Annotated in this window: 22 protein-coding genes; 11 read left to right on the plus strand and 11 right to left on the minus strand. The window is 68.3% G+C overall.

What is annotated here, in order from left to right:
• Window positions 1-328 precede the first annotated feature (328 nt).
• Together ASF88_RS11280 and ASF88_RS11285 are read right to left on the minus strand one after the other, a co-directional pair.
• The gene (locus ASF88_RS11280) at window positions 329-583 is read right to left on the minus strand and encodes an acyl-CoA carboxylase epsilon subunit (RefSeq protein ID WP_055918155.1); all 255 of its coding nucleotides are present in this window, start codon (window positions 581-583) and stop codon (window positions 329-331) included.
• Window positions 580-2,193, minus strand: a complete 1,614-nt coding sequence (locus tag ASF88_RS11285; protein WP_055918157.1) for an acyl-CoA carboxylase subunit beta — start codon at window positions 2,191-2,193, stop codon at window positions 580-582. Before ASF88_RS11285 ends, ASF88_RS11280 begins: the two co-directional genes overlap by 4 nt.
• 76 nt (window positions 2,194-2,269) lie before the next feature.
• Between ASF88_RS11285 and ASF88_RS11290 the strand changes: the two genes are divergently transcribed.
• Together ASF88_RS11290 and ASF88_RS11295 are read left to right on the plus strand one after the other, a co-directional pair.
• A complete protein-coding gene (locus ASF88_RS11290; protein ID WP_055918160.1) occupies window positions 2,270-3,031 on the plus strand; it encodes a biotin--[acetyl-CoA-carboxylase] ligase in 762 nt (253 codons plus the stop codon).
• An 8-nt stretch (window positions 3,032-3,039) separates the two neighbouring features.
• Complete coding sequence (locus ASF88_RS11295) at window positions 3,040-3,588, plus strand: PH domain-containing protein (RefSeq protein WP_235493410.1); 549 nt, start codon at window positions 3,040-3,042, stop codon at window positions 3,586-3,588.
• On the opposite strand, the gene ASF88_RS11300 is transcribed toward ASF88_RS11295, so the two are convergent.
• A complete protein-coding gene (locus ASF88_RS11300) occupies window positions 3,550-4,107 on the minus strand; it encodes a GtrA family protein (protein WP_055918163.1) in 558 nt (185 codons plus the stop codon). The genes ASF88_RS11295 and ASF88_RS11300 overlap by 39 nt on opposite strands.
• A gap of 68 nt (window positions 4,108-4,175) precedes the next feature.
• Between ASF88_RS11300 and ASF88_RS11305 the strand changes: the two genes are divergently transcribed.
• From ASF88_RS11305 to ASF88_RS11320, 4 genes are all read left to right on the plus strand, one after another.
• A complete protein-coding gene (locus tag ASF88_RS11305) occupies window positions 4,176-5,366 on the plus strand; it encodes a 5-(carboxyamino)imidazole ribonucleotide synthase (RefSeq protein ID WP_442915030.1) in 1,191 nt (396 codons plus the stop codon).
• An 81-nt stretch (window positions 5,367-5,447) separates the two neighbouring features.
• Complete coding sequence (gene purE, locus ASF88_RS11310) at window positions 5,448-5,951, plus strand: 5-(carboxyamino)imidazole ribonucleotide mutase (RefSeq protein WP_055920329.1); 504 nt, start codon at window positions 5,448-5,450, stop codon at window positions 5,949-5,951.
• Window positions 5,948-7,306: an LCP family protein gene (locus tag ASF88_RS11315; RefSeq protein ID WP_055918170.1), complete on the plus strand. Its 1,359-nt coding sequence runs from the start codon at window positions 5,948-5,950 to the stop codon at window positions 7,304-7,306. The genes purE and ASF88_RS11315 overlap by 4 nt, the downstream gene beginning before the upstream one ends.
• A 101-nt stretch (window positions 7,307-7,407) precedes the next feature.
• Window positions 7,408-8,664, plus strand: a complete 1,257-nt coding sequence (locus ASF88_RS11320) for an acyltransferase family protein (protein WP_235493411.1) — start codon at window positions 7,408-7,410, stop codon at window positions 8,662-8,664.
• Between the two features lie 22 nt (window positions 8,665-8,686).
• Here the strand turns inward: ASF88_RS11320 and ASF88_RS11325 are convergent, their stop codons facing one another.
• From ASF88_RS11325 to rfbB, 3 genes are read right to left on the minus strand one after another with little or no spacing between them, the layout of a single operon-like run.
• Window positions 8,687-9,841 carry a glycosyltransferase family 4 protein gene (locus ASF88_RS11325; RefSeq protein WP_055918173.1) on the minus strand — a complete coding sequence of 385 codons (1,155 nt, stop codon included), beginning with the start codon at window positions 9,839-9,841 and terminating at the stop codon, window positions 8,687-8,689.
• Window positions 9,813-10,694, minus strand: a complete 882-nt coding sequence (rfbD, locus tag ASF88_RS11330; RefSeq protein ID WP_082518912.1) for a dTDP-4-dehydrorhamnose reductase — start codon at window positions 10,692-10,694, stop codon at window positions 9,813-9,815. Before rfbD ends, ASF88_RS11325 begins: the two co-directional genes overlap by 29 nt.
• Window positions 10,694-11,683, minus strand: coding sequence for a dTDP-glucose 4,6-dehydratase (gene rfbB / locus ASF88_RS11335; RefSeq protein ID WP_055918176.1), 990 nt, complete (start codon window positions 11,681-11,683; stop codon window positions 10,694-10,696). The genes rfbD and rfbB overlap by 1 nt, the downstream gene beginning before the upstream one ends.
• 157 nt (window positions 11,684-11,840) lie before the next feature.
• Between rfbB and ASF88_RS11340 the strand changes: the two genes are divergently transcribed.
• Genes ASF88_RS11340 through rfbA form a run of 4 tightly spaced genes read left to right on the plus strand, consistent with a single transcriptional unit; the run spans window position 11,841 to window position 17,156 of the window.
• Window positions 11,841-12,809 carry a class I SAM-dependent methyltransferase gene (locus ASF88_RS11340; RefSeq protein WP_055918179.1) on the plus strand — a complete coding sequence of 323 codons (969 nt, stop codon included), beginning with the start codon at window positions 11,841-11,843 and terminating at the stop codon, window positions 12,807-12,809.
• Window positions 12,806-15,649: a glycosyltransferase family protein gene (locus ASF88_RS11345; RefSeq protein WP_055918182.1), complete on the plus strand. Its 2,844-nt coding sequence runs from the start codon at window positions 12,806-12,808 to the stop codon at window positions 15,647-15,649. The genes ASF88_RS11340 and ASF88_RS11345 overlap by 4 nt, the downstream gene beginning before the upstream one ends.
• Window positions 15,650-15,661: 12 nt before the next feature.
• Complete coding sequence (locus ASF88_RS11350) at window positions 15,662-16,267, plus strand: dTDP-4-dehydrorhamnose 3,5-epimerase family protein (protein WP_055918184.1); 606 nt, start codon at window positions 15,662-15,664, stop codon at window positions 16,265-16,267.
• A gap of 16 nt (window positions 16,268-16,283) precedes the next feature.
• Complete coding sequence (gene rfbA, locus ASF88_RS11355; protein WP_055918187.1) at window positions 16,284-17,156, plus strand: glucose-1-phosphate thymidylyltransferase RfbA; 873 nt, start codon at window positions 16,284-16,286, stop codon at window positions 17,154-17,156.
• Between the two features lie 13 nt (window positions 17,157-17,169).
• Here the strand turns inward: rfbA and ASF88_RS11360 are convergent, their stop codons facing one another.
• The 4 genes from ASF88_RS11360 to ASF88_RS11375 are packed head-to-tail and all read right to left on the minus strand — an operon-like array spanning window position 17,170 to window position 21,415.
• The gene (locus tag ASF88_RS11360; protein ID WP_055918190.1) at window positions 17,170-18,036 is read right to left on the minus strand and encodes a glycosyltransferase family 2 protein; all 867 of its coding nucleotides are present in this window, start codon (window positions 18,034-18,036) and stop codon (window positions 17,170-17,172) included.
• Window positions 18,033-19,316 (minus strand): ABC transporter ATP-binding protein, encoded by a 1,284-nt coding sequence (locus tag ASF88_RS11365; RefSeq protein WP_235493412.1) that lies wholly within the window; start codon window positions 19,314-19,316, stop codon window positions 18,033-18,035. Before ASF88_RS11365 ends, ASF88_RS11360 begins: the two co-directional genes overlap by 4 nt.
• Window positions 19,313-20,242, minus strand: a complete 930-nt coding sequence (locus ASF88_RS11370; protein WP_055918194.1) for an ABC transporter permease — start codon at window positions 20,240-20,242, stop codon at window positions 19,313-19,315. Before ASF88_RS11370 ends, ASF88_RS11365 begins: the two co-directional genes overlap by 4 nt.
• Window positions 20,243-20,296: 54 nt before the next feature.
• Window positions 20,297-21,415 carry a glycosyltransferase family 2 protein gene (locus ASF88_RS11375; protein ID WP_055918196.1) on the minus strand — a complete coding sequence of 373 codons (1,119 nt, stop codon included), beginning with the start codon at window positions 21,413-21,415 and terminating at the stop codon, window positions 20,297-20,299.
• A gap of 164 nt (window positions 21,416-21,579) precedes the next feature.
• Here ASF88_RS11375 and ASF88_RS11380 point away from each other — a divergent pair, with 164 nt between their 5' ends.
• The gene (locus tag ASF88_RS11380) at window positions 21,580-24,078 is read left to right on the plus strand and encodes a glycosyltransferase (protein ID WP_055918199.1); all 2,499 of its coding nucleotides are present in this window, start codon (window positions 21,580-21,582) and stop codon (window positions 24,076-24,078) included.
• Window positions 24,079-24,139: 61 nt separating this feature from the next.
• On the opposite strand, the gene ASF88_RS11385 is transcribed toward ASF88_RS11380, so the two are convergent.
• Entirely contained in the window at window positions 24,140-25,720 is a 1,581-nt protein-coding gene (locus tag ASF88_RS11385; protein ID WP_055918202.1) for a DUF2142 domain-containing protein, read from the minus strand.
• Window positions 25,721-25,754 lie beyond the last annotated feature (34 nt).

Genomic DNA, 25,754 nt, shown 5'->3' on the forward strand with positions numbered 1-25,754 from the left:
GGCCGACACCCGAATTGTCGACCCCTTTTCAAACCCCGAGTCAGGGCGACAACCCGAATATCGCCCTGACTCGCCCCCAAAGCACTCGCCCGCTTACCCTAGTCGGCGAGTGATTGGCGGTGTAACTCACGAGGAGAGACACCTAGCAACAACAATATTGTCGGGTCGTCCGAGAAATACATAGTCGTCATTTTGGGGGACCCAGGGGGACAGCCCCGAGGTCGCCGAAAGGACGTTGTGGCGGATTCTGGCGGTTCCTCCCGTGTCCCACGAGTGGGGGCCTCCCCGATCGGGGTACATCAGGGGTCGAAACGGGACCGGCCGGGGTTCAGCCGGAGAACGAGCGCCAGGCGCCAGGGCCGCCGTCGAGCGGCCGGCGGAGACTGCGCTGCGTGCGCTCCCAGCCGTCAGGGCCCTGCTGCGGGCGAGCGGCTCGAGCCGCCGCTGCCGCCTCGGCGGCCGCCGTCGCCAGCACCGCGGTGACGGCGGCGACCTCCTCGGGCGTCACGCCCTTCGTGAGGAACCGCAACTGCGACGGGTCGAGCGGGGACGGGTCCGTCGATGCCGCGTGCGCGCCGCTCACAGCGGGATGTTCCCGTGCTTCTTCGGCGGCATCGCCGCACGCTTGGTGCGCAGCGCCCGCAGCGCCTTGATGACCGAGATGCGGGTCGCGGCCGGCTCGATGACACCGTCGAGCTCTCCGCGCTCCGCCGCGAGGAACGGGCTGGCCACGTTGTAGGTGTACTCGCTGGCGAGGCGGGCGCGCACGGCGGCGACGTCCTCTCCGGCCTCCTCTGCGCGCTTGATCTCGCCGCGGTAGAGGATGTTGACCGCGCCCTGGCCGCCCATCACCGCGATCTCGGCGGTGGGCCATGCCAGGTTCATGTCGGCCCCGAGCTGCTTGGAGCCCATGACGATGTACGCGCCGCCGTACGCCTTGCGCGTGATGATCGTGACGAGCGGCACGGTCGCCTCGGCGTACGCGTACAGCAGCTTGGCGCCGCGACGGATGACGCCGGTCCACTCCTGGTCGGTGCCCGGCAGGTAGCCGGGGACGTCGACGAGGGTGAGGATCGGGATGCTGAAGGCGTCGCAGAAGCGCACGAAGCGCGACGCCTTCTCGCCGGCGTCGATGTTCAGGGTGCCGGCCATCGAGCTCGGCTGGTTGGCGACGATGCCAACCGAGCGGCCCTCCACGCGTGCGAAGCCGATGACGATGTTCGGAGCGAAGAGCGGCTGCACCTCCAGGAACTCGCCGTCGTCGACGATCCCCTCGATGATGGTGGTCACGTCGTACGGCTGGTTGGGCGAGTCGGGGATGATCGTGTCGAGCCGGCGGTCGGCGTCGGTGATCTCGAGCTCGGGCTCCGACTCGAACACCGGCAGCTCGGCGAGGTTGTTCTGCGGCAGGTAGCTGAGAAGGGTGCGCGCGTAGTCGAGTGCGTCCTCCTCGTCGCTCGCGAGGTAATGGGAGACGCCGGAGACCTTGTTGTGGGTCAGCGCTCCGCCGAGCTCCTCGAACCCGACGTCCTCGCCGGTGACGGTCTTGATGACGTCGGGGCCGGTGACGAACATGTGGCTCGACTTGTCGACCATGATCACGAAGTCGGTGAGCGCGGGGGAGTAGACGGCGCCGCCTGCGGCCGGTCCCATCACGATGGAGATCTGCGGGATGACGCCGGAGGCGGCGGTGTTGCGGCGGAAGATCTCGCCGTACTTGCCGAGCGCGACCACGCCCTCCTGGATGCGGGCGCCGCCGGAGTCGAGGATGCCGATCATCGGAACGCCGGTCTTGATGGCGTGGTCCATGACCTTGATGATCTTCTCGCCCGCCACCTCGCCGAGGCTGCCGCCGAAGATGGTGAAGTCCTGGCTGAAGACCGCGACATTGCGGCCGTGGATGGTGCCGACGCCCGTGACGACCGCGTCGCCGTAGGGCCGCTTGGCCTCCATGCCGAACGCGTGCGTGCGGTGCCGCACGAACTCGTCGAACTCGACGAACGAGCCATGATCGAGCAGCAGGTCGATGCGCTCGCGCGCGGTCAGCTTGCCCTTGGCATGCTGCTTCTCGATGGCTGCCTGGCCGCTCGCGGTCACGGCCTCGTGGAACCGCTCCTTGAGGTCGGCGAGCTTGCCGGCGGTCGTGAAGGGATCGGGGGTCTGACGTGCTTCGGTGTCGGTCACGCCGTTCACTCTACCTTCCAGCCGAACGGCGATGCCGTCTACGGAATCCTACAAATCCGGGAGGATTCGCTGGCAGAATTGGGCAATGAGCTTCCGCCGCAGCCGAGCCGTCGTCCCCGTCCTCGAGGTGCTCACCGAGGCCGCCTCCACCAACGACGTGCTGCAGTCGCGGGCGGGCGACCTGCCCGACCTCGCGGTGGTCGTGACCGACAATCAGACGGGAGGCCGCGGCCGGCTGGGCCGGGTCTGGGTCTCGCCCCCCGGCAAGTCGCTGGCCATCTCGGTGCTGCTGCGCCCGGAGGGCCTCGCCCCCGAGGCGCTCGGCTGGTTCCCGCTGCTCGCCGGAGTGGCGATGAGCCGTGCGCTCGCGGGCTTCACGACCCGTGACGTGTCGGTCAAGTGGCCCAACGACGTCCTGATCGATGAGGCGAAGGTGAGCGGAATCCTCTCGGAGCTGCTGCCCGGGATGGACGGCGTGATCGTGGGCGCCGGGGTGAACCTCACGCTCGAGCGCGACGAGTTGCCGACGCCGACCTCCACGTCGCTCGCGCTGGCCGGCGCGGTCGACGTCGACCCCGACGCTGTGCTCGCCGCCTATCTGACGCAGCTCAGCGTGCTCTACCGCGAGTTCGTGGCGGCGGGAGGGGACCCGATCACCAGCGCGCTGCGCGACGTGGTCGCCGAGGCCTGCCACACTCTCGGTCGCTCGGTGCGCGTCGAGCTTCCCGGAGGCGACGTGCTGCTCGGCACCGCGACGGCCATCGACGAGACCGGCCGGCTGATCGTGGAGTCGGATGCGGGGCCGACCGCAGTGGCGGCGGGCGACGTGACACACCTGCGGTATTAATGGGAGACATGAGCAGTACGCCGGAGGGTTCGCCCGCGCCGCCTCCGGAGCGGGTCATCGCCCGTCTCCGGTCCAACGCCCGCGCGATGTTCTGGCCGAGCCTGGCGCTCATCGCCGTCGCCGGCGGAGTCGGCTACTTCGCGGGGCGCGTGTCCGAAGTGTGGGAGGTCGTCCTGCTCTGGTCTGCCGCAGCCGTCGCGATCCTCCTGCTGTTCCTGCTGCCGCTCGCGATCTGGCTGAGCCGCCGGTACACCATCACGACCCGGAGGCTCATCCTGCGCCACGGCTTCTTCGTGCGCGTGCGCCAGGAGCTTCTGCACAGCCGCGGCTATGACGTGGCGGTGAAGCGCACGTGGCTGCAGAGCATGTTCCGCTCGGGCGACGTGCGGATCAACTCCGGCCTCGACCACCCCGTGGTGCTCAGAGACGTGCCGAAGGCCGATCAGGTGCAGAGCGCGCTGAGCGAGCTGATGGAGCACGCGCAGACGATCGTCGCCGTGCGCCGCCAGCAGTCGGAGTCAGTCTCCGACGAGACCACCGTCTGGGGTTCGCGCTAGCGTCGAGCCGGTCACGGGCTCGGTCTGCGGCGCCTTTGCGGCCTCCGCGACCTGCATCTTGCGCTCCGCGCGGACGGGGGAGAACACCCACCAGCGGTACAGCGCGAAGCGGAACAGCATCCCGAGCGCCAGCCCGACGACGTTCGCCGAGATGTTGTCGGCGACCGGGTTCGCCAGGCCGAGCAGGTAGTGCGACACCCAGATGCACAGCAGCGGGATGCCGGTGCCCGTGGCGAGGCTGACGACGAAGAACTCGACGCCCTCGCGGGCGGCGTTCTGCTGACGCTGGCCCGAGAACGCCCAGTACCGGTTGCCGATCCAGTTGGTCAGGATCGCGATGACTGTGGCGATGATCGTGGAGTAGATCGTGGCGTGGTGCACGTTGCGCAGCACGATCAGCAGCATCACGTTGAAGACCACGAGATTCACGCCGAAGCCCACCGCACCGACTGCGCCGAACTTGATCAGCTGCGGGAGGAGGCGGGCCTTGCTCGCCGTGGCGTTCGTCTCGGTCGTCATGCTCCAGCCAAGGGATGCGGGAAGATAGGAGTGCGTTCGCCACATTACGCGAGGCGGCGCGCCCATATCTGGGAGTTGCCCGCGCAGCGTGTGAAGAGTATCGAGGAGACACATCGGAGATGGCCAGGAACACGATCGGAGTCATCGGCGGCGGTCAGCTGGCACGGATGATGATCCCACCGGCGGTCGCGCTCGGAATCGACATCCGCGTCCTCGAGGAGGCCGAGGGGATGAGCGCCGACCTCGCTGCCACCGGCGTCGGCGACTACCGCGATCTCGACACCGTGCTCGCCTTCGCCGAGACCGTCGACGTCGTGACGTTCGACCATGAGCACGTACCTCCGGCGATCCTCCGCGAGCTGGTGTCCCGCGGGATCCCGGTGCACCCCGGGCCGGACGCCCTGCTCTACGCGCAGGACAAGCTGCAGATGCGCGCTAAGCTCAGCGAGCTCGGCCTCCCCGTGCCCGACTGGGCCGCCGTGGAGTCAGCCGACGAGCTCGGCGCCTTCCTCGCGGACCACGGAGGCCGTGCGGTCGTCAAGACGGCGCGCGGAGGCTACGACGGCAAGGGCGTCCGCGTAGTGACGGAGGCGTCGGGCGCCGACGACTGGTTCCTCGCGCTCGCCGAGGACGGCCGCGGCGGGGCGTTGCTGGTGGAGGAGCTCGTCGACTTCCGGCGGGAGCTCGCCCAGCTGGTCGCCCGCCGGCCCTCCGGCGAGATCGCGTCGTGGCCGGTCGTCGAGACCGTGCAGAAGAACGGCGTGTGCGCCGAGGTGATCGCTCCGGCTCCTGGCTCCGCGGGCCGGGTCGCCCAGGTCTCGGCCGAGATCGCGAACCGCGTCGCCGAGGGCCTCGGCGTCACCGGCGTGCTCGCCGTCGAACTGTTCGAGACCACCGACGGCCGCGTGCTGATCAACGAGCTGGCGATGCGGCCGCACAACAGCGGCCACTGGTCGATCGAGGGGGCGGTGACCGGCCAGTTCGAGCAGCATCTGCGCTCCGTCCTCGACCTGCCGCTCGGTTCCACCGACATGCGCGAGGAGTGGTCGGTCATGGTCAACATCCTCGGCGGCCCCGCGGAGGGGACGCTGCAGGACCGCTACCCAGCGGCCCTGGCGGCGCATCCAGAGGCGAAGTTCCACGGCTACGGAAAGGCGCCGCGCCCCGGCCGCAAGGTCGGACACGTGACGGTCACGGGCGACGACCTCGACGACGTCGTCTATAACGCACGGGCGGCGGCGGCGTTCTTCGAGGGGTGAGTGGCGTTCTTCGAGGGGCGAGTGGCGACCTCCCGCGCGCCTAACCCGGCCGCGCCGCACGGCGCCCCTATCCTGGTTGCCATGCCCGCCCCCTCCCAGCCCCTGGTGTCCGTCGTGATGGGTTCGGACTCGGACTGGTCGGTGATGCAGGAGGCATCCCGGCTGCTCGACGAATTCGGTGTCGCCCATGAGGTGGAGGTCGTCTCCGCCCACCGCACGCCGGAGAAGATGATCCGTTTCGGCAAGGAGGCCGCGGGCCGCGGCATCCGCGTCATCATCGCCGGCGCGGGCGGCGCCGCCCACCTGCCCGGCATGCTCGCCGCCGTCACGACCCTCCCGGTCGTCGGCGTTCCCGTTCCGCTTGCGCGACTGGATGGCCTCGACTCCCTGCTGTCCATCGTGCAGATGCCCGCCGGAGTGCCGGTCGCGACCGTGTCGATCGGTGGCGCGCGTAACGCCGGGCTCCTCGCCGTCAAGATCCTCGCGACCGCCGACCCCGCCCTCTCGTCCGCGCTGTCCCGCTTCGCCGCCGACCTCGAGGCGAGCGTCGAGGAGAAGAACCGGGCGCTGAAGTCGAAGCTATGAGCTCGGCGACCCTGCTGCGCCACCCCGACGTGTCGTCGCCGGGTGAGATGACCGCGCGCGGCTGGTGGCTCGTCGGCCTGAACGTCGTCCTCCCCGGCACGCCTCAGCTGGTTGCGGGCAACCGGGTGCTCGGACGCATCGGGATCCTCGCCACCCTCCTGCTCTGGGTGCTCGCCCTGGTCGCGCTGGTGCTGATGCTCGTCGCGCCGTCGTCGCTGTACACGTTCGCGACCCAGGCGGGAAGCCTCACCGTCCTCCAGTTGCTGCTCATCGCGTACGCCGTGCTGTGGGTCGTCCTGACTCTCGACACGCTCCGGCTCGTCCGCTTGGTCAAGGCGCGGTCGAACGCGCGCGGCTGGATCGCGGCGTTCTCGGTGATCGTGCTCGTCGGGCTGGCGGGCACCGCCGCCTACGGGTCGTCGGTGGCCGGCTCCGCCCGCGGAGCGCTGGGCGACATCTTCGCCGCAGGGCCGTCCGTGCCTCCGGTCGACGGTCGGTACAACATCATGCTGCTCGGCGGCGACGCAGGGCCGGACCGCGAGGGCCTGCGGCCGGACAGCATGTCGATCGTGAGCATCGACGCGGCAACGGGCAAGGCGGTCACCATCGGTCTGCCCCGCGACCTGAACCCGGTGCCGTTCTCTTCGAAGTCGCCGCTGCACGCTCTCTACCCCGACGGTTACGGCTATCACGACAAGTGCGACGTCGACGTCTGCCAGCTCAACTCCATCTATACGGAGGTCGAGCTGTACAAGTCCGACCTGTACCCGAACGCGAAGAAGCAGGGCAGCGAGCCGGGCATCGAGGCGATGCGTGACGCACTGGAGGGCGCGACGGGCCTGACGATCCAGTACTACGTGCTCATCGACATGCAGGGCTTCGCCGACCTCATCGACGCACTCGGCGGTGTGGACATCACCGTCAGCGAGAAGGTGCCCATCGGCGGCGACGAGAATCTCAACGGTGTCGTCGAGTGGATCCAGCCCGGCAAACGCCACATGGACGGCTACCACGCCCAGTGGTACGCCCGCGCCCGTCACGGCACCAGCGACTACGACCGCATGGCGCGGCAGCGCCAGTTGCAGGACGCCATCCTCAAGCAGTTCAACCCGCTCAACGTGGTCACCAAGTTCCAGGACATCGCCAAGGCCGGAGCGCAGGTCATGAAGACCGACATCCCGCAGTCGATGCTGGGCTACTTCGTCGATCTGGGCATGAAGACGCGCACGCAACCGGTCTCGAAGCTGGAGCTGGTGCCGCCGGCGATCGATCCGACCGACCCGGACTATTCGGCGATCCACCAGCTCGTGAAGGACGCCCTGGCCCCGGCCACTCCGAAGCCGACAGGACGCTGACTCGTTCCAGGCGAAACCTCTCCGAGGGATCCCGTCCTTTCAGGTGACCCCTGAACAGGTCACAGGAACCGCTCAGTCGCCACCCGTAGCGTCGCCGGTCTATGACGGGTACTGGTGGAAGCGTGGACGAGAAGACGGTGACGAAGAACAGCGGTCGGCTGACGGCTCTCGACGGCCTGCGCGGCCTTGCCGCCGTCGTCGTGCTCCTCCACCACTCGCTGTACACGAACCCCGACTTCCCCGGCGCACCCGGGGGCGGCCACGCTCCGGTCGGCTCGCCGATGTGGTGGATCAGCTACACGCCGCTCAAGCTCGCGACGGCCGGCGTCGAGTCGGTGATCGTGTTCTTCGTGCTGTCAGGGCTCGTCGTGACGCTTCCTGTCGTCCGCCGCCGCGGCTTCGACTGGGTGGCGTACTTCCCCCGTCGAGTCGTGCGGCTGATGGTGCCGGTCACCGCCTCCGTGCTGCTCGCGGCGGCCTGGGTGGCAGCGATCCCGCAGGTGAGCACGCAACCGAGCGGAACGTGGCTCAGCAACTCCTCGACGCCGAACTTCTCGTGGGAGTACATCGTCAAGGCCGTCGACCTGCTCGGCGGCGACGGCCAGATCAACAACCCGCTGTGGTCGCTGCGCTGGGAGCTCGCGTTCTCGCTCCTGCTCCCGGTGTTCGCGATCGCGGCACTCGCGGTGCGCAAGTGGTGGATCGGCGGCCTCGCAGTTTCCTGTGCCCTCACCTGGCTGGGTGCCCGCGCCGGATCGGCCGAGCTGGAGTACCTGCCGGCGTTCTTCGTGGGCGCGGTCATCGCAGTGCGCCTCGACGTGGTCCGTAATGCCGCCGCCCGGATCAATCGCCGTTGGTTCCGGCACCCGCTCTGGGCGCTGCTGACGGTCGGGAGCGCTCTGCTGCTGATCGCGCCGTGGCTGGTCGGACCGAGTGTCGGCCAGCTGCCCGAGCTCGACGCGGTGCTCAAGGGTCTCGTGCCGCTCGCCGCCGCCGGCCTCGTGGTCGCGGCGCTGGGCTGGACGCCGCTGAGGGTTGTTTTCGAATCGCGGCCGTTCCAGTTCCTCGGCGCGATCTCGTTCAGCCTCTATCTGGTGCACGTGCCGATCATCATCTTCAGCACCTACTTGTTCGCCGATCAGGCGTGGTACGTCCCGCTGCTGTTCGCGATCCCGGTGGCCGTGCTGGTCGCGGTGGCCTTCACCTGGCTGATCGAGAAGCGCAGCCACGGCTGGTCGAAGGCGGCCGGGGCCTGGGCTTCGGCGCGCTACCAGGCCTGGTTCGGCCCCGAAGAGGACGCCTCCGAGCGCTCGGGCGCACGTGCCGAGGCCCGCGAGAGCGCCTCCGCCGACCGCTGACGCCCGCGGCGGACGACGCCGCTCAGAGGTCGGCGTGCAGCTGCCAGACCCGCTCGGCCGAGTCGCGCCAGCTGAAGGCGCGGGCCCGGTCGGAGGCGAGCACTCCCAGCCGCGCGCGCAGGTCGGCGTCGTCGAGCACCCGGCCGATGGCGCCGGCCAGGCGTTCGCTGTAGCCCGCGTCGGCGTCGTCGTCGGCGGAGGCCGGACGCTCCACCACGAGGCTCGCACCGGCGGCGACCTCCACGAGGGCGGGGTCGTCGGAGTGGATGACCGGGAGGCCGAACTTGAAGGCCTCCACGATCGGCAGCCCGAAGCCCTCCGCGAGGCTGGGGTAGACGAACAGCGTCGCCCGGTCGAGTACCACCGCGAGGTCGGCGTCGTCGAGGCGCCCCAGCGCGCGCACGCGGTCCTCCGGCAGGCCCGCGGCCGCGGCGACGCCGGTCGCCGTGCCGTCGCCGTACCGATCCGGCCCGGCGATCAGCAGCGGGATCTTCTGCGCTTCGGGCCGGGCAACGGCGCGGATGAGCGGGGCGATGCCCTTGCGCGGCATGATCGAGCCCAGGGTGAAGGCGTAGACCGGAGGCAGCTGCAGACGGGCGGCACGCTCGTCGGCGTCGGCCGGGAGGCGCAACGTCGTTGCGGGCGCCCCGCCGATCACCCGGATGCGGTCGCCGAAGTCGAAGACCTCGGCGAGACGGTCGGCCACGGCGTGGGTAGGGACCACGATGGCGTCGGCGAACTTGCGGGCGCGCTTGGCCATCGACTTCGTCCAGAGCACGGACGCGGCGCCGAGGGAATCCGGGTGGGTCCAGGCGAGTGCGTCGTGGATCGTCACCGCGATCTGGTCGTCGGCGTCGGCGGAGCGGTGCTTACGCAGCGGCGCCAGCAGGCTCGGCGCGTGGATCATCCCGCGGACGCCGCCGACGGCGATGCCCGACTGCCAGGCGAGGGAGAGCTCGCGGCGCGCGAGGGGGAGGCGTACGAGGTCGGCGAGCCCGGGCAACGACGATCGGATCTCGTCCAGCTGCTCGTCGGGCACGTTCGACACGAACGCGCGCACGTCGCAGCCGGCTGGGGCGGTGGCGATGAGCTGACGGGTCAGCTCCTCCGTGTACCTCCGGGTACCACCGGTCTCCGCAGCGGTGAGGTCATCGACCACCACGCTGAGTGTCGTCATCTGTCTCCAGCTCCAGGACTCCGTGCCGTGCCGCGTCTGCAAGTGCTTCCTGCCAGGACCGCAGGGGCGCGAGCCCGGCCCTGGTCCAGGCCTCGTGGCCGAGGACGGAGTAGGACGGTCGTGGTGCGGGTCGCACGAACGTCGCGCTGTCGGTCGGTGTGACCCTATCAGGGTTCAATCCGGCCGCGCTGAAGACCGCCTTCGCGAACTCGAACCAGCTGGCCTGCCCGGAATTCGTGCCATGGTAGACGCCCGAGGGAGCGTCGGATTCGAGCAGGGCGACGATCTGGCCGGCGAGGTCGCCCGTCCAGGTCGGCTGGCCGAGCTGGTCCGCCACGACGCTCACGGTCTGGTGCGTCTGCGCGAGCTTCACCATGGTGCGCGCGAAGTTCGCCCCGCCTGCGCCATAGAGCCATGCGGTGCGGACGACGTAGGTGCCGTCGGGATGCGCGGCCAGCGCGAGCTCCTCGCCCGCCGCCTTGGTGCGGCCGTAGGCGTTGATCGGGTCGCGCGGGGTGTCTTCGGCGTAGGGCTCGGTCGCATGGCCGTCGAACACGTAGTCGGTGGAGACCGTCACGTACTTCGCTCCGGCCGCCGCGGCGGCGACAGCGAGGTTCTCGGTGCCGAGGGCGTTGATCGCGTAGGCCTCGTCCTCGTGCGTCTCGGCGTCGTCGACCTTGGTGTACGCGGAGGCGTTCACGACGGCGTCGTGGCCGGCGACGGCCGCGATCACCGCGTCGCGGTCGGTCACGTCGAGCTCGGCGCGGCCCAGCGCGGTGACCCTGTGGCCGCCGAACGCCTTCTGCAGATCCTGCCCGAGCTGGCCGTTCGCCCCCGCGATGAGGACGCGCATCAGTTGTCCAGCGCGGCGCGGGCCTTCAGCGGCTCCCACCAGTCGCGGTTGTCGCGGTACCACTGCACGACGTCGGCGAGGCCCTGCTGGAACGGCACCAGCGGCTCGTACCCGAGCTCGTTCTGGATCTTGGAGATGTCGACCGAGTACCGGAGGTCGTGGCCGAGGCGGTCGGCGACGCGGTCGACGTACGACCAGTCTTTGCCCGTGGCCTCCAGCAGCAGCCCGGTGAGCTCTTTGTTGGTGAGCTCGGTGCCGCCGCCGATGTTGTAGCCCTCGCCGGCCCGGCCGTTCACGAGCACCATCGCGATGCCGCGGGTGTGGTCGTCGACGTGCAGCCAGTCGCGGATGTTGTTGCCCTCGCCGTAGAGGGGGACGTGCTTGTCGTCGATGAGGTTGGTGACGAAAAGGGGAATGACCTTCTCGGGGAAGTGGTAGGGGCCGTAGTTGTTCGAGCAGCGCGTGATCGAGAGGTTCAGACCGTGCGTGCGGAAGTAGCTGCGCGCGAGGAGATCGCTGCCGGCCTTGGAGGCCGAGTACGGCGAGTTGGGCTCCAGCGGGCGGTCCTCCGCCCACGAGCCCTCGGCGATCGAGCCGTAGACCTCGTCGGTGGAGACGTGCACGAACCGCTCGACCTTGTTGCGGAGGGCGGCGTCGAGGAGCTGCTGAGTGCCCAGCACGTTGGTCTCGACGAAGATCGAGGCGTCGCGCACCGAGCGGTCGACGTGCGATTCGGCGGCGAAGTGCACGACGGCGTCGATCGTGGGGAAGAGCTCGTCGAGAAGGCCGCCGTCGCGGATGTCGCCCTTGATGAACGTGTAGCGCGGCGAGTCGGCGACCGGCGCGAGGTTCGCCAGGTTTCCCGAGTACGTCAGCGCGTCGAGGACGACGACCTCCGCGCCCTCGAGCCCGGGGTAGGCGTCCTGCAAGGTCCGGCGGACGAAATTGGAGCCGATGAACCCGGCGCCACCGGTGACGAGAATCTTCATGAGTGTTATGGCCTTCGGTCGAGTTGAAGTCGCATACGATCATACCGACCGCGATTCGCGCGCCAGCCCGGTCGTGTTGATCTCGACATCGGCGGCTGGCATATTTGAGCCATTCCCGGGCTTGTCGGCGGCCCGGCCGACAGGAAGCGATCTCACTGTGGTGATCTCTACTCGGATCGAGCCCGGAACACTCCCTCCCGCTCTCGGGGCCCCCTGGCTGGCGGCGGAGTCGTACTGGCACCCTGCGCACCGGCCGCTCTCTGCCTGGGTCGAGCACGCACCGTTCGCGTTCTGGCTCGTCTCGGTGCTGCGTCCGACCTCTGTGGTCGAGCTGGGAACGCATTGGGGCTACTCCTACTTCGTCTTCTGCGAAGCCCTGCGGCGACTCGGCATCGACGGAACCGTCTCGGCCCTGGACACGTGGGTCGGCGAGGACCACGCCGGTCTCTACGGCGAAGAGGTGTACGAATACGTGGCCGAGGTGACCCGCTCGTCGTACCCGAACATCGGTCGGATGGTGCGCGGCTACTTCTCCGACTCGGTCGACCGGTTCGAGCGTGGCAGCGTCGACCTGCTTCATATCGACGGGCGCCACGGGTACGACGACGTCGTCGAAGATTTCACCACGTATCTCCCCACAGTCTCCGATCGGGGAGTGGTCCTGTTCCACGACGTCGCGGAGCATCGGCCGAACTTCGGTGTCTGGCGATTCTGGGAGGAGATCTCGCAGCAGTACCCCTCGTTCCTTTTCCCCCACAATCACGGGCTGGGGGTGCTGGTGGTCGGATCGTCCGCCCCCGAACCGCTCCGCGCTCTCGCCGACCTCGCCCCGGGCGAAGTCGATGAGGTCCGCACGGCGTACGCCACGCTCGGCGCGGTGCTGACGGAGCGTGTCGAGGCCGAGAAGACCCTGGCCAGAGCGCAGCAGACGAGTGATGAGCTCGCCGTGGAGCGCGCCGACAACGCGCTGCTCCGTGATCAGCGCGACGAGCTCGAGGAGCGGCTGAGCGCGGTGGACGAGGTCGCCGCGCGGCTGGAGGCCGAGATCGCGGCCCTCCGCGCGAGCACCAGCTGGCGCGTCACCCGGCCGCTGCGGTGGGCGGGCTCACTCCGCGATCGCGCATGAGTCCGCACACGACGACACGGCCGCACATCGGTTACATCGTCCACGGCGCCCCCGGTGCCCACCCCGGTTCAGCCGAGGTGCGTGTCGTTCGGCGCATCGCCCGGGGGCAGGCGCTCGGGCTCTTCACCGCGACGTTCATGGATCCGGTCCGGTACGCGATCGGCGACGATCTGAATCATTACGACTCCGTGATCGTCCAGCGCGACGTCGTGACGGGAGAGCTGCTCGAAGGCGTCGTGGCGCGGGCACGGCAGCGCGGGGCCCGACTGGTGTTCGAGGTCGACGACGACTTCGTCACCGACGAGGCGAGGAAGCGCTTACTGGCGGCGGAGTACGACGAGGCGCGCCTCGACGCCGTGCGTCGGATGGCAGGCGAGGCGGACGTCGTCATCGTCAGCACTGAGCGGCTCGCCGAGACGATGCGCCCGTTCGCGCGCTCGACCGTCGTCGTACCGAACGAGCTCGATCCGGCGATCTGGCCGTCACCGCCGTCGACTGCGGCCGGCTCGCGCGACGACATCGACGAGACGCGCGTCGTGTACGTCGGCTCCGCGACGCACGCCCTCGATCTGGCGCTGTTGCGACCCGTGTTCGACGGGCTGACCGACTCGCACGGGCGCCCTATCGTGCTCGAAGTCGTCGGCGTCACGGGCGCGGACGAGCCATGGTTCACCCGGCTGGAGATCCCTGCCGGCTCGCACCCGTATCCGTCCTTCGTGGCTTGGTTGCACTCCCACCGCTCACGGTGGGCGTTCGGAGTCGCCCCGCTGGCGGACGTGGAGTTCAACGCGTCGAAGAGCGATCTGAAATTCCTCGAGTACAGCATGCTGGGGCTCGCCACGATCGCCTCGGAGTCGGCGGCGTACGGTGCGGCGCGAGAGCACGGGGCGCTCGTGGTCCCTCAGGATGCGGCGGCCTGGCGGGCGACGATAGTCGCGCTCGCCGACGACCCCGGCGAGGTTCGCCGACGTGCGGAGATCGCCGCGTCCTTCGTGCAGAGCGACCGGATGCTGGGCGACTTGGAGTTCTGGCGCTCGGTGGTCCTGCCGCCTCGTGCGGCACGGTTGTCGCGGGTGCGCGACGCCGCTGCGCTGGCGCGGCACCCCTCCCGGCTCATCGCGCGCCTGCGGCCGGGCGGAACCGTCGCGCCGACGGCGCCGACTGGTGCGACCCCGAGCTCGGAGGTCGTCGCGCCCGTCTCGGCTGCGCCGATCGAGTTCACCGATCGGGCTCGTGACCGCCCCGGGGGCGTCACCCGCGTGGTGGTCGATACGGCTCGAGTCCCCGAAGCGGACTCGTGGACGTCGGCCGCGAACGCCCTGCTCGACGGGGTGGCGACGCGCTATGCGGTCGTCCTCGACGCGGACGTGGAGGCGCAGGCTCCCGTCGACGAGGCGTTGCTCCGTGTGGCCGAGGAGACGGGAGCCGCGTTCGTCCAACCGGTCGTCACGGACGGTTCAGGTTTGATCGTCGATGCGGGCTCGGTGTTCGTCTCACGGGGGGCTCCGCCGCTGCGCGTGCTGGCCGAGCACCCGCTCTCTGACCTGCCACCGGGGGACCGGCTCGACGTCGGCGTCCTGACCTCGCGCTGCGTACTGGTCGACCTTCACGACTTCGGCGGATTCGATCCCGGCTACTCGGCTGAGGAGGGCATCGCGAGAGCGACAGCGGCGCGTTCGCCCGTGGTCGCGCTGAAGGTCGTCGTCACGGACGAGGCCAGCCGGGTACCGACCGCCGCGCGGAGCGCATGGCGCGGCCACACCACGGGGGCGCTCAACTCGCCCGGACTCGCGTCGGTGGTCGCGCTGAGCGGACTTCGACTGGAGGGCGTGCAGGGCTCCGCGGTACCCGATCTGCGCGAGCGGATCATGGGCAACGACTTCCTCGCGGCGACTCGCTCCGCGAAACCGTTCCTCGCGCCGCTAGCGGGAGCACCCCTGCGCTGGTCCATCCGATCCGGCGCTCCGTCGGGCGAAGCGGGACGGGTCTGGGGAGACACCTACTTCGCCGAGGACCTTGCCGCGGCGCTGCGCGCGCGCGGGCAGCGCGTCGTCGTGGATACCCGAGACACGGCTCACCGCGCCGGATCCGATTACCTCGACGACGTGACCGTCACCCTGCGCGGATTGCACATCGTGCCGCCGAATCCGGCCGCGTTCAACATCCTCTGGGTCATCAGCCACCCGGAGCTGGTCGGCGTCGACGAGCTGGAGAGCTACGACCTCGTCTATGCCGCCGGCCCCGCGTGGGGCCGCCGGATGGCGGGGCAGGTGAGTGTGCCCGTGCTGCCGTTGCTGCAGGCCACGTCGCCGGAGCGCTTCCACCCCGGTCCGCGAGACGCGTCGCTCGCGTCCGAGGTGCTTTTCGTCGGCAAGACCCGGAACGTCTACCGCCCGATCGTCCGCGACGCCCTCGCGGTCGGCGCGAAGCTCGCGGTCTACGGCGACGGCTGGGAGCAGTTCATCGACCCGTCGCTGGTGCGCAGTCAGTTCCTGGCGAACGACGACGTGTCGGCCGCCTACCGCAGTGCGCGCATCGTCCTCAACGACCACTGGGCGGACATGCGCGGCGAGGGATTCCTCGCGAATCGGCTGTTCGACGCCGTCGCGAGCGGCGCCCGTGTGGTGACCGACGAAATCGAGGGCCTCGAGATCTTCGGCGGAGCCGTGCGCCCGTATTCCGGTCAGGCGGAGCTCGCGCGACTGCTGCACGACGACGACGGATGGCCCGACGACGACGCCATCGCCGTGATCGCGCGCCGGGTCGCCGCCGAGCATTCGTTCGGTGCTCGCGCCGATGAACTGATCTCGGCTGTCCGGGAGCGCTCCGAAAGCGCTTGATAGACTCCCGGGGTGCAGATCCGAGAACTATCGATCCCCGACGCCTATGAGATCACCCCGGTGCAGCACGCGGACGACCGCGGCCTGTTCTTCGAGTTCTACCGGTTCGACCGGTTGGAGGAGGCGGTCGGCCACTCGCTCGACCTCAAGCAGGGCAACACCTCCGTGTCGCGCCGTGGCTCGGTCCGTGGCATCCACTTCGCCGATATCCCGCCGAGCCAGGCCAAGTACGTGATGGCTCCGCGCGGCGCCGTGCTCGACTTCGTCATCGACATCCGCGTCGGCTCCCCGACGTTCGGGCAGTGGGACTCCGTGCTGCTCGACGACACCGACCGCCGCGCCATCTACGTCGCGGAGGGCCTGGGCCACTGCTTCGTCGCGCTGACCGACGACGCCACCGTGAGCTATCTGGTCACCGACGTCTACAACCCGGGACGCGAGCACGGCATCAACCCGCTCGACGCAGAGATCGCCCTCGACTTCCCCGTGCCGGCCGACGAGCTCCTGCTGTCGCCCAAGGACACCGAGGCGCCCGGCCTGTCCGAGGCGCGCGAGAACGGGCTGCTCCCCACCTGGGACGCGGCACGCGCCTTCTACGCCTCCCTCGACCAGAAGTAAGGACGTCACGACTCTCATGCGCGGAATCATCCTGGCCGGCGGGTCCGGCACCCGGCTGTGGCCGATCACCAAGGGCATCTCCAAGCAGCTGATGCCCATCTACGACAAGCCGATGGTCTACTACCCGCTGTCGACGCTGATGATGGCAGGGATCAACGAGATCCTCATCATCACGACGCCGGAGTACAACGACCAGTTCCGCGCCCTCTTCGGCGACGGCTCGCAGCTCGGCATCCGCATCGAATACGCCGTTCAACCGTCACCCGATGGGCTGGCGCAGGCCTTCATCATCGGCGAGGAGTTCATCGGCGACGAGTCGGTCGCCCTCGTGCTCGGTGACAACATCTTCCACGGCACGGGCCTCGGCTCGTCGCTGCGGCAGCACAACGACATCGACGGAGCGCTGATCTTCGCCTACCAGGTGAGCGACCCGACCGCGTACGGGGTGGTCGAGTTCGACGAGAACTTCACGGCCCTCTCGATCGAAGAGAAGCCGGTCAAGCCGAAGAGCAAGTACGCCGTCCCCGGTCTCTACTTCTACGACAACTCCGTCGTCGAGATCGCCAAGACGATCGAGCCCAGCGCGCGCGGCGAGCTGGAGATCTCCACGGTCAACGAGCGCTACCTCCAGTCGGGCAAGCTGCAGGTGCAGGTGCTCGATCGTGGAACCGCGTGGCTCGACACCGGCACGTTCGAGTCGATGATGCAGGCGTCGGAATACGTGCGCGTCATCGAGGATCGCCAGGGTTTCAAGGTCGGCTGCGTCGAGGAGATCGCCTGGCGTGCGGGCTGGATCGACGACTCGCGGCTCGGCGAGCTTGCGGCCCCTCTGGTGAAGAGCGGCTACGGTTCGTACCTGCAGGGTCTTCTCGAGTCCAAGGGCGACTGACCCCTCGGCTCGTTCAGCCGGCCGTGCGATGCGATCGGCGGCCGGCCCAGCGTCCTCTGACCCAGAGTCCGGCGCGCAGCGCCAAGCGCACCGGCGCCAAGAGGGGGCCGGAGTAGACGCGTGACAGATAGAGGTATGCGCTGTCATGGTGGGCGCGATCCATCGAGTCGGATCGCTCCGACGTGGAGTGCGCTCCGGAGTGGATGGCCCGAGCTGCGGGCACGTAGACGTTCTGGAGGCCGGCGATGCCGATCCGCCTACCGAAGTCGACATCCTCGAAGTACATGAAGAAGCTCTCGTCGAACCCGCCGATGCGGCGGAACGCGTCGGCGCGGACGAGAAGGCAGGCGCCGGACAGCCAACCGACGGCCACCGGCTCGATGCTCCCGGCGGGCAGAGGCCGATAACTCCGCGTCCACGGGTTGGACGGCCAGGAACGCGAGAAGAGCGCGTGCCCGATGCCGTTCCGCAATGACGGCAAGGCCCGCGCTGATGGATACAGCGTGCCATCCGAGTTGAAGATGGCGGGGCCGAGGGCGCCCGCCCGAGGAGCGCGCTCGGCGGCCTCGACGAGCAGGTCGATCGCGTCCTCCTGGAAGATGAGGTCGGGATTGGCGAGCAGATAGTAGTCGGCGTCGTCTCCCTCCCGCACGCCGACGTTCATCGCCGAGCCGTACCCGAGATTGTCCGAGGATTCGATCAGCCGAGCGCCCGGATGCCGGGCGACGAGGTCCCGAGTGGCCTGCAGATCGCGGGAGCCGTTGTCGACGACGGTGACCCCGGGAGCGGTTTTCGCCGCAGCCGCGACGGAGTCGAGGAAATCCGCGAGAACGCCGGAAGAGTTGTACGTCACGGTGACGACACGGACCGTGGCCGTCATCGCGTGCTGGCTGCGCCCGGGGTGGAACCAAGGTCGACGAACTCGGGTTCGAGGTACGAGGTGCCGGAAGCCTTCGGGTAATAGGCGACGTTGAACGCGCACGCCTGCGGTGCATCGGCGAGGTGCCGACCCGTCGTGTCGATCAAGGACACGTTGATGAAGTACTTCCCGGTACCGAGCTGGACGTTCTTGAGGGTGAATTCCACGGTGCGTCGGCCCTCGAAGGGCTCGAGTTCGATGCCCAGCCGGCTGCTGGCCGTACCGTAGACGACCTGACCCGATGCGTTGTCCATCTGGATCGCTGCGATCCAATGCGGACTCAATCCGGGGTGGTCGAACGTCGTGCGCACGATCAGGTCGTCGCCGTGCTCCACGGGGTCGCCCTCGGCTCTGCCGGCGGCGCGGACCGAGGTCTCGACGATCTGCGGAACGGGCACTGTCACTTCGGGGGCGGTGTGGCGCTGGAGGTCGTCGATGCGACGTTCCTCGAGGATGTCGCGAAAGCGCGATACCGCTTCGTGGGCTTCGCCGTTGTAGACGACCTCGCCCTTGTTGAGCAGGATCGCCTGATCGCACAGCTCCATGACCTGCCCGAGCGAGTGCGTGACGAGGATGATCGTGCGACCCTCCTGCTGGAAGCTGCGGATCTTGTCGAGGCACTTGCGCTGGAAAGCCTCGTCGCCGACGGCGAGGACCTCGTCGACGAGGAGGATATCGGGGTCGGTGTGGACTGCGACCGCGAATGCGAGCCGGACGTACATGCCCGACGAGTAGAACTTGACCTGCGTGTCGATGAAGTCGCCGATGCCGGAGAAATCGGCTATCGCATCGAAGCGCTCCTCGGTCTCCTTGCGGGACAGGCCGAGGATGGCTGCGTTGAGGAAGACGTTCTCACGTCCGGTGAGGTCGGGGTGGAACCCCGCGCCCAGCTCCAACAGCGCCGCGATCCGGCCACGGCGGGAGACGCTGCCGCTCGTCGGGTCGATGATGCCGCCGATCACCTTGAGGAGCGTGCTCTTGCCCGACCCGTTGTGGCCGATAAGACCGATCGTCGTTCCGGCTTTGATGTTGGCGGTCACGCCCCGGAGCGCCCAGAAGTCTTCACGGTGCTTTCGCCCGGCTCGCCCGAGGGTGACCAGCCGCTCCTTGAGGGAGTTGTCCTTGCGGATGACGAATCGTTTGGTGACATCGTCGAGAACGATCACGTCCGGTCGTTCGCTGAGCGCCTCCGGAGTGCGTCCGCTCATCGTCACGTCGCCTGTCTCTGTGGTGTCGGTCATAGTGCCTGAGCGAAGTTTCCCTGAAGGCGCGTGAACACGCGGTGGAAGATCACGATCAGCACCAGGCCGATGAGGCCCGCGATCGCGAGGCGGAGCATGAGACCGCCGGGGTACTCGGCCGTGCCCTGGCCGCCGATCCAGAGAGAGCGCTGGAATCCGAGCACGGCCAGTGTGATCGGGTTGTCCGTGTAGATCTCCAGCAGGAGGGGGGACTTGATGACGTTCTTCACCATCGTCCAGGAGTACACGATGGGGGAGGCCCACATGAGCACCATGAGCGCCACGTCGACCAGGTACTGGATGTCGCGCATGTAGACGTTGAGCGCTGCCAGTAGCAGCCCGAACGCCAGCGAGTAGATCACGATGACCAGGAAGGACGGCACCAGGTAGACGAGGTCGGCACTGAGAGGGAAGCGCCCGAGGACGAGCGTCGCCGCGAGCAGGATGCCGAACTGGATGGCGAAGTTGAAGAGCGCCGAGCCCAGGCTCGCCAGCGGGAAGATCTCACGCGGAAGGTAGATCTTCTTGATGAGCCCGGAATTGCCGACGATGGAACCCGTCGAGCCGTTGACCACCTCGCTGAAGAGCGTGTAGGCGGTCAGACCGGCGAAGATGTAGATCGCGAAGTCCGGGATTCCACGTGCAGCACCGAGGAACTTGCCCATCACCACGTAGTAGATCAGGAGCTGAGTCAGCGGCCGCACCAGCGACCAGAGAAAGCCGAGGGCGCTGTCTTTGTAGCGCGCCTTCAGATCTCGGCGGATCAGCAAGTCGAGCATCTGGCGCTGACCCCAGATCTCGCGCAGCGAGCTCCAGGAGGACCCGAGGGAGGGCCCGTTGGAGCCGACCGTCTGCAGCGGCATCGACTCGAGGGCGGCGTACCGCGTGCGCCGTCGCTCGGCGTCGGTGGGGGATGAAGTAGACATGAGCAGTCGCTAGCTTACCGCGACCGTTCCTGGCTATCCTCTGCGCGGCAGCTGCTACTGCGCTCGACGGAGATGCCGATCGACCCAGTCCGCCGTGCGCACAACGCGGCGACGCCGCTGCTTTTCGACCGCTCCGGAGAGCTCGGCGATCCGCTTTTCGCGGTCCGCCACGTCTTCGATGAGACCGTCGATGCGTTGCTTGCCCTCGTCGACGTAACGGAGCAACTCGGCCTCGCGCTCGCGCGCGACGCGTCTCTCCTCCTCGGCCCGCGCGTCGATGCCCGCGATCACGGGTCCGTATTCGGAGGCGGCGCGAAGGGCGTCCCGATCGAGGTCGACGTCTGCGACGGGGGAGAGGAGGGAGGTGCTCACGCGCTCGTCGCGCACGAGCTCGCCCGAGGCGAGCCCGCGCTCGGTCTCGGTCGCGTCGGGATGCCGGATGACGTAGTAGGCGAAGAGGGACCCCGCCCTGAGCCGCGAGTACTCGCGCATCCCGTGGTGGTTCGGGCTCGGCAGCAGGTCGGGGTTCGACTCGTAGGCGCGGCCGGCGTTCTCGACCTTGGTCGCGAACTGGTTCCACGACCGCCACGGGAAATGGAGCACCTCCAACTCCAGCTCGGCGGGCACGTCGGCCCCCCTCTCCAGGTTGACGAAATGATTGCCCTGCGCCACCTCGACGTCGGCGGAACCGATGTGCACCGCGTCGGGGGTCGAGTGATCGCGGAGGCCGATCTCCCGTAGACGCGAGACGGGCCGCAGATCGCGGAGATTCAGACGTTGCAGCCCGGTGCCGCTCGCCGCCGGTTCGCCGGTCATGTCGATCACCGGCACGGTGAAGGTGACGACGGCGGGGTCGAGCCGGGTGAACGTGTCGGCCAAAGTGGCACCGGGCGAACGCGGGAACCAGAACTCGTCGGCGTCGGCGTTGATGACCCAGTCGGCGCCGTACCGTGCGTATGCGTCGCGAGCCATCCCCGTGACCACGGCGAACTGCTGCTTGCGCTGCACGGGATCGTGCCGCAGGTCGATCGCGGAGCCGAAGGACTCGAGGATCTCGACGGTGCCGTCCTGCGAGCCGTTGTCGGTGACGATGATGTGGTCGACGCCATGAGCGAGATGGTGCTCGATCATCGGGCCGATGATGTCCGCCTCGTCGCGGACCATCACCGTCATGCACAGAGTTGTCATTGTCGGAGGGAGGCCTTCTCTTTCGGGTGTCTCAGATTGTCTCATGATGAAGCACCGAGGCGTACGGTCGTCAGGTCGCCGTGTCGCGCGGTTGGTAGACTCCCGACGGTTCGATCGACGCTAATACGGGAGCATGGGGTTCAAGGCAGATGAAGAAGCGGCGCGCAGGTGTGGTCTCGGTCGTCCTGGTCAACTTCCGCGGTGCGGACGACACGATCGAGTGCGTCACGCGGCTGCGCGAGACCGATTGGCCATCCGAACTGCTGGAGATCGTCGTCGTCGAGAACGGCTCGGGCGACGACAGCCTGGAAAAGCTGCGCGCACTGGGCGATGACGTCGTCCTCATCGACTCCGGAGCGAACCTCGGGTTCACGGGCGGCTGCAACCTCGGTGTCGAGCAGTCCACCGGTGAGTTCGTCGCGTTCCTCAACAACGACGCGAAGCCGGACACCGCGTGGATCCGCACCGCGATCGACACGTTCGCGACCGGACGTGACATCGGTGCCGTCGCGAGCAAGGTGCTCGACTGGGACGGCCGGGACGTCGACTTCGTCGACGGCTCGATCACGTGGTACGGCATGGGCTACAAGCCGCACGCCGGCGAGCAGGATCGCGGCTCGTGGGACACCGAGAAAGATGTGCTGTTCGGCACCGGCGCCGCGATGTTCATCCGAGCCGACGTCTTCGAGGAGCTCGGAGGCTTCGACGACGACTACTTCATGTTCTACGACGATGTGGACCTCGGCTGGCGGCTCAACCTGGCGGGCCACCGATTTCGCTTCCAGCCGAAGTCGCTGGCGTACCACAAGCACCACGCGTCGATGAACAAGTTCGGGAACTTCCGCGAGGAGTACCTCCTCGAGCGCAACGCGCTCTACACGCTCTACAAGAACCTCGGCGACGAGCTGCTCGACGACACGTTCGCTGCAGCGTTGCTGCTCGCTGTGCGCCGCGCGGTCGGCCGCGGAGGCCTCGACTCGACGCAGTTCGACCTCCGCAACCCTGGTGGAGACGACCAGCCCACCATCGACGTCTCGAAGTCGACGATGGCCGGCGTGTTCGCGATCGACCGCTTCGTGGAACTGCTGCCGCAGATGACCGAGAAGCGCCGGGCGATCCAGGCGACGCGCCGCCGCAGCGATCGCGAGCTCATCACGCTGTTCGGCAAGCTCGACGAGCCGGCCTATCCGATCGAGTCCTACCTCGACGGCTACGCCAAAATCGTCGGCAGCCTGGACGTGCTCGAGAACGCCGGCCGTCGCCGTCGCGTTCTCGTCATCACGGGCGATCCCATCGGGGCACGCATGGCAGGTCCGGCGATCCGGTCGTGGCACATCGCCGGTGAGCTCGCCAGGGAGCACGAGGTCCGGCTGGTCTCGATGACGTCGGTCGCGCCGGTTGAGGCGCCGTTCGAGCTCGCGGCGATCTCTCACCACCGCCCGTCCACCGTGGCGCCGCATGAGAAGTGGGCGGACGTCATCATCCTCCAAGGCAACGCGCTCGCGTTGTTCCCAGCGCTCGCGAAGTCCCAGAAGATCCTCGTGATCGACGTCTACGACCCGATGCACCTCGAGCAGCTCGAGCAGGGTCGTGGCAATACGTTCAAGCAGTGGAACAAGCAGATCGGCGACGCGACCGAGACGCTGAACCAGCAGCTGGAAAAGGGCGACTTCTTCCTGTGCGCGAGCGATCGGCAGCGGCACTTCTGGCTGGGTCAGCTGGCGGCACTCGGCCGGATCAACGCGTACACCTACTCGCGCGACCCCGAGCTCGACTCGCTGATTGCTGTCGCGCCGTTCGGCATCCCGTCCGACGACCCGGAGCAGACCGAGCACGCGATCCGAGGCACGGTGCCGGGCATCGCCATGGACGACAAAGTGATCGTCTGGGGCGGAGGCATCTACAACTGGTTCGACCCCCAGACGCTCATCCGCGCGGTGGCGCGGCTCGTCGAGCGCCACGACAACCTGCGGCTGTTCTTCATGGGTGTCAAGCACCCCAACCCGGACGTGCCCGAGATGGAGGCGGTGTCGCAGGCCCGCGTCCTCGCCGAGCAGCTCGGCCTGCTCGGGAAGAACGTCTTCTTCAACGAGAGCTGGGTGCCGTACGACGAGCGGCAGAATTACCTCCTCGACGCCGACCTGGGGGTCTCGACGCACTTCCAGCACGTCGAGACCACCTTCTCGTTCCGCACCCGCATCCTCGACTATCTGTGGGCAGGCCTCCCCATCGTGACGACGGAAGGCGATTCCTTCGGCGACCTCGTCGCCAAGGAAGGGCTCGGCGCCGCTGTGCCCGAGCAGGACGAGGACGCGCTCGCCGAGGCGATCGAGCAGTACCTCTTCGACGCGGACGCTGTGGCTGCTGCGCGGGCGGCTGTCGCCCGGGTGCGCGAGGACTTCCGCTGGAGTCGTGCGCTCGCGCCGCTGATCGATTTCTGCCGCCGCCCCATCCGAGCGGCAGACAAGGAGGTGCAGAAGGCTTCCGACTCGGGCGCCGTGATCAAGAAGGTGCAGATCACGCCGCGCACGGGCATCCGGCGCGATCTCGACCGTGCAGCGTACTACCTTCGCGAAGGCGGCGTCTCTGCCGTGGTGGAGCGCTACCGCGCCCGGGTCGAGCGACGCAAGCAGTCCGAGCAGCTCTGAGACGGATCACCGCCGCCGGACCCCACAGGATCCGGCAGCGGTCGCCTTCGGAACCGTTCGGTCAGCCGGCGGCGCCGAGGGCAGGCTCCGTCACGCTCTGCCTATCGGCCGGTACGGCGGTCTTCCGCGGCTCGGTGATCACTCGATAGATCGCCCAGCAGGCGATTACGGTGACCAGCGCGAAGAGTACCGTCAGCACGACCCAGTTCACGGGCGGACTCCACTGCGGATGGGTGAGCATGTCGATCCAGCTCGTCGTGTAGTTCAGGCCGACGATGTATCGCTTGAGCCCCCACGCAAAGGCCAGCACCTGTGCGAATCCGACGAGGACGAGCGCGGTGATCAGGAACTTCCCTGACAGGGGGAACACCCTGTCGCCGAAGCGGTCGTCCAGGGAGACGCCGGCAATGATCGCCAGCCCGATGAAGAGCGCAAGGGTGTATCGCCCCTGCCACACGTAGCCCCACTCGTGCACCAGGCTCGCCTGGGTGATCGGAGGGACGAGGAAGAACAGGACGAGCCACGCAATCAGGCCGATCCTCAGGCGTCCGCGCGCGAGCACCACCCCGGCGATGACGAGGCTGCCCAGCAGAACCGTCCAGATCACCGTCACGGCTCCCGGAGGCGGCGTGTCGAGCCAGCCGAACTGGGCGATCCACCCCGCGCCGTAGTCGAACGTCTTGTCCATCGTCGTCAGGAACGCGCCGTAGGGCGATGAGCCGACCCCGACAGCGTTGGCCCCCTGCGTGAGTCCCTTGGGGATGACGAAGTACAGGCCGACGGCGGCGACGATGACGCCGATCAGGGCGACGGCGACCCAGGAGGCCGCCCTGCGGAACACCGCGAGGAAGATCTTCCAGTCGGCCATGAGCACGGAGACAGCCGTGATCGCCAGCAGCCAGCCGAGGGAGATGGAACGGGTGTTGACCAGGAAGAACACACTGACGACGAGCATGGTCAGGCGCAGCCAGAGCGTGCGCCCTGGCGACGGGGTGCGGAAGACGAGCAGCATCGTCGCCAGTGTGGCTGCTGCTCCTGCCGCCTCCACGGGATTGGGATTGATGGTGCCGCCGAGGAAGAGCACCATCGGCGTGACGCCCAACGTCATCCCGATCAGGGCGAATCGTCTGCTCGCGAAGCCCGCAACCGCAGCGAACGCGATGGCGAGCAGCCCCGACGTCAGGAGCGCGGTCACGATCCGCATCGCGTACAGTGCGGGCGCGCCGTTGAGAACGAGCGTCGGCGCGCCGACGATCATGTAGAACACCGGGGAGTTCAGCGTCGACGTCGTCGTCGTCTCCATCTCGGTGGTGTCATGCGACGGCCACGGCTCGCATCCCGCCGTGATGTCGGGCCGGAACGCGTAGCACGCGGGTAGGTGGTGGGACTCGCCCACATACTCGGGAACCGTGACGTCCGTCGCGCCGACGACCGACTTCGAAGGATCGCCCACGAGCTCGCCGCGCACTACAGCCGCCGCCCGAATCGCGTGCGAGGGCTCGTCGGGGCTCGCCATCAACGGCGTGGCGACGCTCCAGAGCGACATCAGCACGAAGAGCAGGGCCCACGCCGACCAGAAGACGGGGATCCGGATCCGTCGCAATCCGGACAGGGGCGATCGGCGCGCGGTCGACGTGGTCACTCTTCTCCTCAGATGGTACGCGGCGGGCGTGATT

Source organism: Leifsonia sp. Leaf336 (assembly GCF_001423695.1).
GTDB lineage: Bacteria > Actinomycetota > Actinomycetes > Actinomycetales > Microbacteriaceae > Leifsonia.

Bases quoted from the DNA above. Each gene is read 5' to 3' on its own strand.
- ASF88_RS11290 (WP_055918160.1), top strand. From the start codon at position 2,270: ATGAGCTTCCGCCGCAGCCGAGCCGTCGTCCCCGTCCTCGAGGTGCTC.
- ASF88_RS11295 (WP_235493410.1), top strand. From the start codon at position 3,040: ATGAGCAGTACGCCGGAGGGTTCGCCCGCGCCGCCTCCGGAGCGGGTC.
- ASF88_RS11300 (WP_055918163.1), bottom strand. From the start codon at position 4,107: ATGACGACCGAGACGAACGCCACGGCGAGCAAGGCCCGCCTCCTCCCG.
- purE (WP_055920329.1), top strand. From the start codon at position 5,448: ATGCCCGCCCCCTCCCAGCCCCTGGTGTCCGTCGTGATGGGTTCGGAC.
- ASF88_RS11315 (WP_055918170.1), top strand. From the start codon at position 5,948: ATGAGCTCGGCGACCCTGCTGCGCCACCCCGACGTGTCGTCGCCGGGT.
- ASF88_RS11320 (WP_235493411.1), top strand. From the start codon at position 7,408: ATGACGGGTACTGGTGGAAGCGTGGACGAGAAGACGGTGACGAAGAAC.
- ASF88_RS11325 (WP_055918173.1), bottom strand. From the start codon at position 9,841: ATGACGACACTCAGCGTGGTGGTCGATGACCTCACCGCTGCGGAGACC.
- rfbD (WP_082518912.1), bottom strand. From the start codon at position 10,694: ATGCGCGTCCTCATCGCGGGGGCGAACGGCCAGCTCGGGCAGGATCTG.
- rfbB (WP_055918176.1), bottom strand. From the start codon at position 11,683: ATGAAGATTCTCGTCACCGGTGGCGCCGGGTTCATCGGCTCCAATTTC.
- ASF88_RS11345 (WP_055918182.1), top strand. From the start codon at position 12,806: ATGAGTCCGCACACGACGACACGGCCGCACATCGGTTACATCGTCCAC.
- rfbA (WP_055918187.1), top strand. From the start codon at position 16,284: ATGCGCGGAATCATCCTGGCCGGCGGGTCCGGCACCCGGCTGTGGCCG.
- ASF88_RS11360 (WP_055918190.1), bottom strand. From the start codon at position 18,036: ATGACGGCCACGGTCCGTGTCGTCACCGTGACGTACAACTCTTCCGGC.
- ASF88_RS11365 (WP_235493412.1), bottom strand. From the start codon at position 19,316: ATGACCGACACCACAGAGACAGGCGACGTGACGATGAGCGGACGCACT.
- ASF88_RS11370 (WP_055918194.1), bottom strand. From the start codon at position 20,242: ATGTCTACTTCATCCCCCACCGACGCCGAGCGACGGCGCACGCGGTAC.
- ASF88_RS11375 (WP_055918196.1), bottom strand. From the start codon at position 21,415: ATGACGGTGATGGTCCGCGACGAGGCGGACATCATCGGCCCGATGATC.
- ASF88_RS11380 (WP_055918199.1), top strand. From the start codon at position 21,580: ATGAAGAAGCGGCGCGCAGGTGTGGTCTCGGTCGTCCTGGTCAACTTC.